At 62.7% G+C, this 12,194-nt stretch carries 11 protein-coding genes; 6 read left to right on the top strand and 5 right to left on the bottom strand.

The genetic code is table 11. The features are described 5' to 3' along the window. Positions 1-2: 2 nt before the first annotated feature. Entirely contained in the window at positions 3-1,001 is a 999-nt protein-coding gene (gene moaA / locus ACOY6C_RS16605; RefSeq protein ID WP_420906636.1) for a GTP 3',8-cyclase MoaA, read from the top strand. A 50-nt stretch (positions 1,002-1,051) separates the two neighbouring features. Here moaA and ACOY6C_RS16610 read toward each other — a convergent pair whose 3' ends face one another. Beyond that, positions 1,052-1,816: a HesA/MoeB/ThiF family protein gene (locus tag ACOY6C_RS16610; protein WP_420906637.1), complete on the bottom strand. Its 765-nt coding sequence runs from the start codon at positions 1,814-1,816 to the stop codon at positions 1,052-1,054. Positions 1,817-1,930: 114 nt separating this feature from the next. Next, positions 1,931-2,620 (bottom strand): LexA family protein, encoded by a 690-nt coding sequence (locus tag ACOY6C_RS16615; protein ID WP_420906638.1) that lies wholly within the window; start codon positions 2,618-2,620, stop codon positions 1,931-1,933. 411 nt (positions 2,621-3,031) lie between these two features. On the opposite strand from ACOY6C_RS16615, the gene ACOY6C_RS16620 reads away from it, so the two are divergent. Then, on the top strand, positions 3,032-3,409 hold the full coding sequence (locus ACOY6C_RS16620; RefSeq protein WP_420906703.1) for a YajD family HNH nuclease: 378 nt from the start codon (positions 3,032-3,034) through the stop codon (positions 3,407-3,409). A gap of 239 nt (positions 3,410-3,648) precedes the next feature. On the opposite strand, the gene ACOY6C_RS16625 is transcribed toward ACOY6C_RS16620, so the two are convergent. Continuing rightward, on the bottom strand, positions 3,649-4,164 hold the full coding sequence (locus tag ACOY6C_RS16625; RefSeq protein ID WP_420906639.1) for a C-GCAxxG-C-C family protein: 516 nt from the start codon (positions 4,162-4,164) through the stop codon (positions 3,649-3,651). Positions 4,165-4,211: 47 nt separating this feature from the next. Then, positions 4,212-4,430, bottom strand: a complete 219-nt coding sequence (locus ACOY6C_RS16630; RefSeq protein WP_420906640.1) for a DUF2249 domain-containing protein — start codon at positions 4,428-4,430, stop codon at positions 4,212-4,214. A gap of 167 nt (positions 4,431-4,597) precedes the next feature. On the opposite strand from ACOY6C_RS16630, the gene ACOY6C_RS16635 reads away from it, so the two are divergent. The 3 genes from ACOY6C_RS16635 (at position 4,598) to ACOY6C_RS16645 (ending at position 7,324) form a co-directional block, all read left to right on the top strand. Beyond that, on the top strand, positions 4,598-5,239 hold the full coding sequence (locus ACOY6C_RS16635; RefSeq protein ID WP_420906641.1) for a precorrin-2 dehydrogenase/sirohydrochlorin ferrochelatase family protein: 642 nt from the start codon (positions 4,598-4,600) through the stop codon (positions 5,237-5,239). Between the two features lie 80 nt (positions 5,240-5,319). Continuing rightward, the gene (locus ACOY6C_RS16640; protein ID WP_420906642.1) at positions 5,320-6,582 is read left to right on the top strand and encodes an HD-GYP domain-containing protein; all 1,263 of its coding nucleotides are present in this window, start codon (positions 5,320-5,322) and stop codon (positions 6,580-6,582) included. 529 nt (positions 6,583-7,111) lie between these two features. Continuing rightward, positions 7,112-7,324: a hypothetical protein gene (locus ACOY6C_RS16645; protein ID WP_420906643.1), complete on the top strand. Its 213-nt coding sequence runs from the start codon at positions 7,112-7,114 to the stop codon at positions 7,322-7,324. A gap of 45 nt (positions 7,325-7,369) precedes the next feature. On the opposite strand, the gene ACOY6C_RS16650 is transcribed toward ACOY6C_RS16645, so the two are convergent. Further along, positions 7,370-10,051, bottom strand: a complete 2,682-nt coding sequence (locus ACOY6C_RS16650; protein ID WP_420906644.1) for an ATP-binding protein — start codon at positions 10,049-10,051, stop codon at positions 7,370-7,372. Between the two features lie 238 nt (positions 10,052-10,289). Here ACOY6C_RS16650 and terL point away from each other — a divergent pair, with 238 nt between their 5' ends. Beyond that, positions 10,290-12,023 carry a phage terminase large subunit gene (terL, locus tag ACOY6C_RS16655; protein WP_420906645.1) on the top strand — a complete coding sequence of 578 codons (1,734 nt, stop codon included), beginning with the start codon at positions 10,290-10,292 and terminating at the stop codon, positions 12,021-12,023. The last annotated feature ends 171 nt before the right edge of the window (positions 12,024-12,194 follow it).

Here is a 12,194-nt window from a genome sequence, read left to right on the forward strand (position 1 = left end):
CCATGGCCCTGATCGACTCCTTCGGGCGCGCCATCCGCTATCTGCGCATCTCGGTGACCGACCGCTGCAATCTTCAGTGCGAATATTGTCGCCCGGCGGGCGGGCCGCTCATGCCGACCCACCAGGAGATGTTGACCCTGGAGGAGATCGTCCGGCTCTGTCGCCTGTTCGTCGGTCTCGGCATCGACCGGATGCGTCTGACCGGCGGCGAGCCGCTGTTGCGGCGCAATCTGATCTGGCTCGTGACCGAATTGACCGCCCTGCCCGGACTCGACGAACTTTCCCTGACCACCAACGCCATGCTCCTGGATCGGTTCGCGCCGGAACTGCGTCGCGCCGGTCTGGGACGGGTGAACATCTCTCTGGATACCCTGGATCCGGAAACCTTCGCCCGCATCACCCGCGGCGGCCAACTGGCCCCGGTGCTGGCCGGCATCGAGGCGGCGGTGGCCGCCGGGTTGCACCCGGTCAAGATCAACATGGTGGTGATGCGTGATGTCAACGCCCACGAGATCCCGGCCATGATCGCCTTCGCGGTGCGGTACGGTCTGGTGCTGCGCTTCATCGAGACCATGCCCGTGGGACGGGCCGGCATGCGTACCACCCCCCATTTCGTGCCGGCGGAGGAGATCGTGGCCCTGGCCCGCGCCGGCGGCGGGGCCGAGCTGATCCCGGTGGAGCGCTCCAGGGAGCGCGGCTCCGGTCCGGCCCGTTACTTTCGCATCGCCGGCAGCGATACCGAGGTGGGGATCATCTCCGCGCTGTCGCGCCATTTCTGCGACACCTGCAACCGCATGCGCCTCACCTCGCGCGGCGAGTTGGTGCTCTGTCTGGGCAACGTCGATCAGGTCGATCTCAAAACCCCCTTGCGCGCCGGCGCCTCGGATGCGGAACTCGTGGAGATCATTCGCGCCGCCGTGGACCGCAAACCGCTCCGTCACCACTTCGACACCGGTCCCGAGGTGGTCGAATCCCGGGAGATGTCCGGCCTGGGCGGTTGATGCCCTTTTCTGCGCGGTAACTTGCATGAGGGGGAGAACCCCGTCCGGGTTCAATCCGTCATGCCACGCCAGCCCCCGCAAACCCGACAACCCGGATCCTTGGGAATCGCCACCCGCATGAACAGATGATCCAACGGGTTGATCAACCACAGTCCCCCCGCGCGAACCGACTCAACCCCCAACGTCAGCAACTCGACCACCATCTTGGCCTGCAACGCGGCAATCTGACCCGCGATCGGTCCCAATACCCCCGCCGTGGCACAGGTGGGAACCACCGGATCCATGCCGCATCCCGTCTCAGGCTCCGGATGCAAACAGGCATAACAGGGCGCATAAGGGTCCACACCAGGCAAGAAAACTCCAACCTGACCCTCGAAACCCAGAACCGCGCCGGAAACATAGGGAATCCCCATCGCCAGACAGGCGCGGTTCAACAGATGACGGCTGGCGAAATTGTCGCTGCCGTCTACAGCCAGATCACAGGATTCCAACAGGGCGTGGATGTTCTCGGGAGTCACGCGTTCCGGGATCGGGGTCACCCGCGTTTCAGATGCGACCGATTGCAGCGCGCGATGCGCCGAAAGAACTTTGGGCTGGCCAAGACGGGAGGTGACATGCAGGATCTGACGGGGCAGGTTGGATAACGCCACACGATCATCGTCGGCGATTATCAGATGACCGATCCGTGCCCTGGCAAGCAGCAAGGCAAGCGGACAACCAAGGCCGCCCGCGCCCAGAATGAAGACCGTCGCGGATTGCAAACGGGTGTCGGGTTCCGCCTGGGTGGCGAAAGGTCGTGCGTCCAGTGGGATCATCAGGAGCGACTCGCCATGAACGTGACCGGCATGGGGTCACCAGGATCCCACCGGCGGGGGTGGATCGAACGATCCCCCACCCCCGCTGGGAGGGTCATCGTCAAGCCCTCGGGGTCAATAGTCCTTGTACTTGGCCACGACCACGCCACTGACGATCAGCTGACCCTGCACCTCGATCAATGGATAACGCGAGTTGAGCGGCTTCATGTATTGCCGGTTGCCATGCACGATCAACTGCTTCAAGGTGGCGCGATTGTCCTCGCTGGTGCGCGCGATCAGGTAGCGGTTGTGCTCGGCCTTCATGGTCGGATCCACGATGATCAGCTCACCCTCGGTGAACTCCGGCTCCATGGAATCATCCGGAACCTCGAGCGCATACGCCTTGGCGCTGGTGCGCGGGGCCACGGGGATCCAGGCCTTGACGTTTTCCGGATGGTGGGACTCGGCGGTCTCCGGCGAATAGGATTTGGCCTCTTCCCAGGTGATCAGCGGGATGCGGGCAATGACCGGAACACGATAACCCTCGGCGGACTCCGAGACGCCGCTCACGCCGGGGCCGGAACCGGGAGGTCCACCCAGGCTCATTTCGCCCCGTCCGGTATCCAGCCAGATCGGATCCACGCCGCAGGTCAGGGCGATGGCCACGGTGCGTCTGGAGGAACGGGAACGACCGCACTCCAGTTTATGCACCGCCGTTTGGCTGATGCCGACGCGATCAGCAAGTTGCTTCTGGGTGAGGTTGGCGTATTTGCGAGCCGTTTGGATGCGGTCGCTTAAAGTCAGGGTGCTGGTTCTGTCTGTCATGGTGGGTTTGCGTCCTTTAATGAAGATTGGTTGCGTCGAGGGTAGGTTTATACTTTTTGGAAGCCGATTGCAACCTTTTTTCTCAATACTTATCAGGAAATGCGTGGTCTGGAATGATTATTTGATTTGTTTTTTGAAAATTTTAAATTATTTTACATTTAGACATTCATTCCTGAAAAAATATTTTTTTGAATCAGAAATCAAAAATAAGAAAATTCGGTTATTTTTGTTGCTTGATATGATGTTAAAAAAATGCAATAATCAGTTGTCAGTGTCACGTTTTGAATGTCTTTCATTCACGGTAGTGATTGTTTGCTGGCCAATGGCGCGGCAGGGCATTTTTTCAAGTGGAGGTTGAGAGTGGCGACTTCATCTGGCAATAAACCGATTTCCAAGGATTCACGACCCAAGGTGACCGCCATCCAGACGGAACGGGTGGATGCCCTGATCGCTTCGGCGCGCAAGTCCAGGGATGAACGCATGGGTGGGTATCGGGAGCGGTCCCTGGCGTTGCACCCGTGGGTGTGCGCCCGATGTGGTCGCGCGTTCAATCGGGAGAACCTGAGCGAGCTGACCGTGCATCATAAGGACCATAACCACGATAACAACCCGGCTGATGGGCGCAACTGGGAAAATTTGTGTATCTATTGTCACGACAACGAACACGCCCGTTATGAAGAACATCAGGCATCTTTTTCGGGTGGTGGTCTCGCTGAGTCATCGGAATCAACCGCGACCTATCACCCTTTTGCCAACCTTAAGGAACTGTTGGCACGGAAACAAGACTGAAGATTATACCTTCTCGTTGTTTTAGACAAGTGAAAATGGAAAAAACTCCCAGGAAAATGCATCAGGGTCATGCACTTCTCGCCGGGACGGGCCGGGAGTTTGGTGGTGGGATGTAATTCTGGTGAGAAATGAAAGAGTTGTCGATTGTTGTTTCCAGGTCGGGAACAGGAAAAACTTTCAGATTTGAACGTGGGTGTTTGTGATGCGATCCTGACAACCATGTCGGAAAGAGGGAGCGATCAGGACTCCTCCTCGTCGCCCAGTTCGTGAAAACCAACCTGAAGGATGAGTCTGGCCAGTTGTTCGCTCATGCGTTGCGTGTGGGCCTTGCACAGCCCCTTCTCCGTCCCCTGCTCCTTCCAGCGGGTTAGAAGTTCCTTGCAGGAGGTGGTGCCGAGTTCGTCATGGAACCGTTTGTAGTAGATCTGCGTCAGGGTGTAAGCCTGCTCCTTGGCCTCCTCGTCTCCAGGCTGGTCGCGACCGGCCACCAGACCGATCGCCAGCAGACCGCCGGTCAACATGCCGCAAGTCAATTGCAGCTCCGAAAAGCCGCCGTTGAACGGGGTGGCCAGTCGGGTGACGGTTGTCGGGTCGAAACGATGCGGAGCGAAGACCTCGGCAAAAGCCCGCACGATCGCCTCGGCGCACGAGAACTGACCATCCGCGTAATACTGACGGGCCAGCGCGCCGATTCGGCGCACGATCTCCTCGTCGCCGGGGCGGGTTGAGGTGGACAGGTCGGGGGAATCGGGCATCGCGTGCCTCCAGGTGGCCAGTGGCCGGTTGGGTGGCCTGGCGAGCGTCAGGCGGGGCGACGGATGACGAGATGAATTTCATCATCGTTGCGCTGTTGGGTCTCCACCAGCAGCCCGCGTTCCTGAAGTCGCGGATAGAGCGGGTAGGGAATCCGGTTGTGGATCACCCGCAAACTCTCTCCGGGATGCAGGAAGGTCACGGCCTCCAGGATGCGCAGCATCGGTTCGGGAGCAGGCAGGTCGCGGACATCCAGACTGGTGGACATGATCAGGAAATCACTCGTCTTTGTGGGTGGGTGGAGAAGGTTTTTCCAAGCTATTTAAGCATATGTTAATACGCTTGCCAAGTGGGACGCGATGATCTACATAAGAGAGGCGCCCATCCGCTCCCTTGGATGGTCGAACGGTTCCCGCAAACAAGGGCGGGTGAAGGATGGATGAGACTCTTTTTCCCCTGTTTCTGCGTCTGAACGGGCGTCTGTGTCTGCTGGTCGCCGGTGGGGCGGAGGCAACCCGCAAGGGCGAGACGTTGCTGGCCGCCGGAGCGCGTCTGCGCATCCTGGCCCACACCCTGGACGCCGCCCTGGATGGAGCGGTGCGGGATGGGCGGGCCGAGTGGTTGCGCGGGCCCTTCGACGAGGGCATGCTTGCCGGGGTGTGGCTGGTGGTGAGCGACTCCCCGGACGAATCGTTGAACGCGCGTCTGCATGCCGCCACCCTGGAGCGCGGGATCTGGCTCAACGTGGTCGATCAACCCCGTTTTTGCACGGTGATCTGGCCGGCGGTGGTGGAACGGAGTCCGGTGACCGTGGCGATCACCACCGGGGGACGGGCGCCGGCCCTGGCGGGCTACATCCGGCGGCGTATCGCGTCGGTTCTTCCGGAGCGGTTGGGGCCATTGGCCGAGCGGTTGGCCGAGTGGCGGCGCGCGGTGCCGGGTGGATTGGCGGCGCGCGGGGCCTTCTGGAAGCGGCTGTTGGATGCGGGATTGGCGGAGCGGTTCTTGAATGGGGACGAAGCCGGCGCGGAACGGATGGTGCGCGAGGCCCTGCGCGAATCCCCGGACGAACCGTGATCGCCAGGATGTCGAGCTGAAACCTGGTTGGGCCGGGTGTCTGGATGGATGTTGGGGGGTTGCGCGGTGTGGAGGAGACGATGATCAAGAGAATTCCGGTTCGGCAGTTGCGTGCGGGGATGTGGGTACACGATTTCAATCACGACTGGAAGGATCCCTGTTGTCAGGATCGGGATCCGAACGCCTTTCGTGGCCCGAAGATGGTGCGTACCGACGAGGAGGTGGAGGCGGTGATCGCGCATGGGATCGCCGAGTTGTACATCGACACCGCGCGCGGTGTCGATGTGGAGGAGGCCCCCTCGGCGGCGGAGGTGCAGCGCATGCTCGAGGCGCAGCTGCGCGATCTGGCCGACGACGATCCGGACGAGATGGAGCGCGAGGTGCCGATGGAGCGCGAGATCCATCAGGCCGCCAAGGTCAAGGCCCAGGCCCGTACCCTGGTCGGCTCGATCCTGGAAGATGCCCGCCTGGGCAAGCAGGTCACCCTGTCGCCGGTCAAGGATGCGGTGCGGAACATGGCCGACTCCATGTTCCGCAATCCGGATGCCCTCCTGTCGTTGAGTCTCATCAAGCAGAAGGACGAATACACCTTCATGCACTCCGTGAACGTGGGGGTGATGCTGATGTCCTTCTGCCGGATGATGGGCATGGACGAGGAGGAGATCATCAACGTGGGTGTGGGCGGGATGCTCCACGACATCGGCAAGATGCGCACCCCCGAGGGGATCCTCAACAAGGCCGGCAAGCTCACCGATGAGGAGTTCCTCATCATGAAAAAGCATGTCACCTTCAGTCGCAAGATCCTCTCCGAGACCCCCGGCATCGCCGAGGTCAGCATGCATGTGGCGGCCCAGCATCACGAACGTTACGACGGTTCCGGCTATCCTCAGGGGCTCAAGGGGGATCAGATCAACACCTTCGGGCAGATGGCGGCGATCGTGGATGTCTACGACGCCATCACCTCCGACCGCTGCTATCACAAGGGCAACCCACCGCATCTGGCCTTGAAACGAATGCTTGAGTGGAGTCGCCATCACTTCAGCATTGAGCTGTATCAGAAATTCGTGCAGTGCGTGGGCATCTATCCCATCGGCACCCTGGTGCGTCTGGAGAACGGACTGTTGGGGGTGGTGAGCCGTCCCAACCATGAGAGTCTGCTTCATCCGGTGGTGATGGTGATCATCAACGGCAAGACCGGTCAGAAGCTTGTGCCCAAGGAGGTCAACCTTATGGCCTACAAGAGCGATCCTGCCTCGGGGTATTACATCAAGGGGCACGAGGATGTCACCAGGTGGCAGGTCAACCCGATCGATTTCCTGCCCAACGCCAAACTGTACGAGTGATTTCGCGTCCTTGCATGATGGGGGGAGATTCTCCTCACCCCCCTTGCCGTGGATCTCTCTTCGGGAGTTTCATGGCAACCATTTGGAATCTCCGATTGTTGCAGGGGACCGGGGACCGCAAGGTCCCCGGCGGCGGTTCGGAGGCAGAGCCTCCGAGGTCTGGCTTTTGACGTTGACTTTAGCGCGCTCTTCAAAAGAAGCATTTTTCGCGTTTTCGCGAAAAATGCGCCGCGCGCGGCCTTGGAAGGAGCGTCGTTTTGCGATTCTGGCCAAACGACGCTCCTTCGCCTTGCCTTGAACCAAGCCGCCGGAGGCGGCTTGTCGGCCAACAGGCACCCTTCCTCAATCCCTGAACGGAGGGGCCACCGGTGCGCGTTCGAAGCCGTTGCCGCAGGATCGCGGTCGTCGTCGGCTCTTGACAAGGTGCGACCTAATAGTTGATAATTTTACTAGGTTATGACGTCGAAAACAACCGCTCCTCCGTCGCGAGCACGGAGCAGCCGGATCGTGGGGATCGTGAAGGGGGAACATGGATCACATCAAGGATATCCTGGCCAGGAAACTGGCTTACGAGGCGGATGGCAAACAGGCCATGGGCGTTCATCTGCCTGGTGAGACCGCCAAGGCGTTGCGTTGGGAGCTGCATCAATACTACGGGGCCGATCCGGGCGAAACGTTGACCACGCTGTATGGCATGGAGGTGCTCTCCCTGGATGCCGGAGAGATCCGCTTCGAGGGGTGATCCGGTCCGCGCGGGCGGAGCGGGTGATGCGAGCGGGCGCCGGGCTCAGGCCGCGGGCCAGGGCAACCGTCGGGAATAGCGACCGAGGGCCTCGAGCAGGCGCGGCTTGGTGATCGGCTTGGTCAGATGTTCGGTGCAGCCGGCTTCCAGGGTCTGGCGTTCGTTCTCGGCGAAGGCGTGGGCGGTCAAGGCGATCACCGGCACCGGATCGAAGCGGTGTGCCCGCTCCCAGGCGCGGATCGCCCGCGTCGCCGCGTAGCCGTCCATCACCGGCATCTGCACATCCATCAGAATCAGATCATAATGGTGCCCGGAGGTGACCCGCGACACCGCCTCCTGACCGTTCTGGGCCACGTCGAGACGGTGCGGGGCGCGCTTCAGGAAGGTCTTCACCAACAGGATGTTGTCCTCGGAGTCATCGACGATCAGAATATCCAGTCCCGCCTCGGACGGGGTGCTCCCCGTCGCCTCCGACGCGACGCCGGAACCCTTCGCCAGGCGCGATCCTCTCCGGGTCGGATCCTCCGGGGCCAGGGTGAGGGGTTCGACCGGGGTGTCGCTCACCCGGAAACGGGCGGTGAAACGAAACACGCTCCCCTGACCCGGTTCGCTCTCCAGGGTCATCTCCCCGCCCATCAGATCCACCAGCCGCCGCGAAATGGCCAGTCCCAGCCCGGTTCCGCCGTATTGACGGGTCGTCGAGGCGTCCGCCTGGGTGAAGGCCTCGAACACCTGGGCCTGCTTCTCCTTCGGAATGCCGATGCCGGTGTCCGCCACTTCGAACAGCATGCCCGCCTCTCCCAGATCCGGACGCGGCACCACCCGCAGGGTGATCCGACCGGCGTGGGTGAACTTGATGGCGTTGCCGATCAGATTGATCAGGATCTGCCGCAACCGCTTGGCATCCCCCTTCAGGCCGTCCGGAATGGTCGCGGCGATCTCCAGGGTCAACTCCAATCCTTTTTCCCGCGCGCGCATGCCCATGATCTCGACGATCCGATGCAGCGACTCGCGCAGCGGAAACGGCGCGCATTCCAGCTCCATGCGTCCGGCCTCGACCTTGGAGAGATCCAGGATGTCGTTGATCAGTTCCAGCAGACTGTCCCCGGCCTTGCGGAAGATGCGCACGTAACGCATCTGCTCTTCGGTCAACTCCGACTCGGCCAGCACCTCGGCCATGCCCACGATCACATTCATCGGCGTGCGGATTTCGTGGCTCATGGTGGCCAGGAATTCGCTTTTGGCGCGATTGGCCTCCTCGGCCTCCAGCTTGGCTTCGAGGAGGGTGGACTCGGCCTTCTTGCGTTCGGTGATGTCCATGGCCATGGTGATGATCAACCCTTCCGGATCCCCGGTCGCCCCCATGGGTCGGGAACGCACGATCCAGAAACGCTGTTCGCCCGGTGACGGCTCGATGCGCCATTCGGCCTCCTTGAACGGCGCATCCGGCGGAAACGTGGCATCGAGCAGCCGCAACGCCGCTTCACGCTCTCCGGGCGGAAATACCCGTTCCACCCAGGCGGACAGGGTGCCGATCTCGCTGGAAAGTTGACCGGAAAGGTCGCTCCAGCGTCGGTTCACCAGGATCACCGCGCCATCGGCGGCATGGATCATGATCGGAATCGGCGCGTGCAGCACCGTGCGGCGCAGACGCTCCTCGCTCATCCGGTGGGCGCGGGTCATGGTCACGGCCTGGGCCAGCGCCCGTTCGCGACTCGAGGTCAGCGACCACCCCACCAGCCCCAGGGCCAGACTGATCGCCAGCCCCGCGATCAACACCAGGTTGGCGCTCAACTCCGGATGGAGTTGAAAGAACGCCGGGGTGGCGCTGAAACGGTGCAGCCAGCCGCCTCCCTCCTCGCCCCCCCGGATGATCTGGCTCCAGTCGGAGGGGTCCGGGGTGCCGGCCAGATCCGGGTGGGAGTCGTGGATCAGGGCGGTGGGGCGCAACACCGGACCATCGAAGAGTTCCACCCGGATCTGGCCGGACTCATCGCGAAACATCTGTTCGAAGAGGGTTTTGGCATCGTGGACGATCACCACCCAGCCGAGCAGGGCCTGACGTCGCTCCTCGGGGCTGGAGAGGACCATGCCGGCCCGATAGACCGGGGTGACGCGCATCAGTTCGTATTGGGGCTGGCGGTCCGGTCCGGGGCGGGGGACGGGCGGGGTGAAGTGGGAGAGGCCGGAATCCGCGGCCTGACGCAAGGTTTGGCGGCGTCGTTTTTCGGTGCCGATCTCCTGACCGGGCACAAAGGGACGCCGACCCTCCTCCAGGGTGAAATCGTGGGTGAGGATCAGAAGATCTTCCCGTGGTTCATCGCTGCGGAGGCGAAAGTTGGGATCGTTCAGGCGGCGTCGGGCCTCCCGTTCGAACCGCTCCCGATCCGTGGCCGCCACCGGTTCCACGAAGCCGATCTGGAGCACGCCCGGATGGCGTCCCCGCGGGGCGAGGGCGGCGGCGAAGGTTTGCCACTGTCGGGCGGTGATCCCCCCTTCCGAGGAGAACCAGGTGGCCATGACACGGGCGATGTCGGATCGGGCCTCCAGGCGATGGCGCGCGTTTTCCCGCAGCGCTTCGGTGAGTTTCAGGAAGCGGTCGCGACGGGCCTCCGCGTCACGGGTGTTTTCGTGTTGCCAGAACCACAAGGTGCAGGCAAACCCCAAGGCCAGCAACAGCCAGGGGATCAGGCGCGGATGGGAACCGGAGCGGAGACGGTCTGCCATGGGGAGCGCGCGGGCATCCTCGCGAAACGTAAGGGGTATGGGTCGTGCCTGTCGGTGCGACCGGTTGGGGATCCTGATCAACAGAATAGCGCAAAAAGATGGGGCGCGACACCTGGAAATTCGCTCTTGGCCGCAAGGATTCATCTGGGAGGAGGAGGAGATCAAGCTTACAGTAACGATTGTCGGGCCGCATGCGTCACGCATGCATGGCATCTTTGAGCATGGAGGGATCATTCCCATGATGGACAGACAGGACAGCCGGCGTGGGCTCCCGCCCCCTTCGGTGAACGCCCGGCCCACCACATCCAGTCGCTTCCGCCGCGATCTGGCCGAGCTGGGACAACAGCTGCGCGCGGTCATCGGGCATCGGGTGGACGGCTTCGACGTGGACCGGGTGGAGGCGGACGCGCGACGGCTGGAGGCGATCCGCTCGTTGCGCCATTTCGCGCGGGTCTATTTTCCCCATTACGTCTCCGACTCCGAAAGCCTGTTGCACACCTGGCTTTTCGAACGTCTGCCGCTTCTGGGCGCCGGCGCGGGTCGGGGGTGTCGGTTGGCGGTGGCCGCGCCGCGCGGCGAGGCGAAATCCACCCTGATCACCCAGATCTTCGTCCTCTGGCGCCTGCTCACCGGACGCAGCCGTTTCATCCTGATCGTGATGGATGCCCAACACCAGGCCGCGACCATGCTCGAGGCGATCAAGGCCGAACTGGAGGTCAACCCCCGTCTCAAACGGGACTTTCCGGATCGCTGCGGTGCCGGGAACGTCTGGCGGGCCAACGTGCTGGTGAGCCGGGGAGGGGTGAAGATCCAGGCCGCCGGCTCCGGGGCGCGGCTGCGCGGCCTGCGGCATGGGGCGGCGCGACCCGATCTGGTGATCTGCGACGATCTGGAGAACGATGAACGGGTGCGCATGCGCACCCAGCGCGACAAACTGGAAAATTGGCTGAAAAAAACCGTGCTGCGTCTGGGTCCGCCGGATGGTTCCATGGATCTGATCCTGGTGGGCACGGTGCTGCACCACGATTCGGTGCTGGCGCGTCTTCTGGCCGATGGCGCCTGGGAGTCGCGCCGCTTTCAGGCCATCGTGCGCTGGCCGGACGACATGACCGCCTGGGAGCGCTGGCGGGAGATGCTCCTGGTCGAGGGTGAGACCGCGGCGGACGCCTTTTATCGGGAACGACGCGCCTCCATGGAGGCCGGGGCCATCGTTTCCTGGCCGGGGATGCGGAGTCTGGAGAGCCTGATGAAGATTCGCGTTCGGGATGGCGCGGATGCCTTTGATGCCGAGTTGCAGAATCAACCCATGCAGGAGAACGCCCCGTTCGCGGCGCTCCATTTCTGGAACGGCGAGCCCGGCGCGTGGCTCTGTTTCGGCGCGGTCGATCCCTCCCTGGGGAAATCGGGTGGCCGGGGGGATCCTTCGGCGATCCTGGTCGGCGGATACGATCCGGCCAGTGGAGTCTTGCATCTGCTGGAAGCCGACATCCGGCGTCGTTCGCCGGATCGGATCATCGCGGATGTGATCGCCCTTCAGGCACGCCACGGGTGTCGGGCCTGGGTGGTGGAGACGGTGCAGTTCCAGGAGTTCTTCAAGGACGAGCTGGTCAAACGCTCCGCGCAGGCCGGGGTGCCGGTTCCGGCGCGTGGGGTCAAACCGACCCGTGACAAGGGGTTGCGCATCGGCGCGCTGCAACCCCATGTGGCCAATGGCCTGATCCGCTTCCGGCGCGAACAGACGGTGCTGCTGGATCAACTGCGTCACTGGGGTGAACCGGATGCCCATGACGATGGTCCGGATGCCCTGGAGATGCTGTGGCGTGCCGCCCGGGAGGGGGCCGGCACGGTGGGCGAGTTCCATGCCCTGGGCGTGCCGCGGGTCGGGTGGGAGAGTCTCGAACGGTTGGATGCGGGGTTGGGCGCGGAGGGGTTCGGAAGCCTGCCGGGAGGGGTGGGCTGGCACGGCTTTTGAGACCGGGTGAGGCGGATGCGTTGCGCGCGGGTCCGGATTTGTCGATAATTCGAATCTCGCCCCCTTGTTGACCGGATGGGGGCCTGGTGATTCCCCGCTCCGGGCAACCCGAGGCGGGGGTCCGTTCGACAACATCCGATCGGAAGCGGAGCGTTCAATCTTGGTCTGGCA

It is taken from the genome of Candidatus Magnetaquiglobus chichijimensis, from assembly GCF_045865675.1.
GTDB classification, from domain to species: domain Bacteria; phylum Pseudomonadota; class Magnetococcia; order Magnetococcales; family Magnetaquicoccaceae; genus Magnetaquiglobus; species Magnetaquiglobus chichijimensis.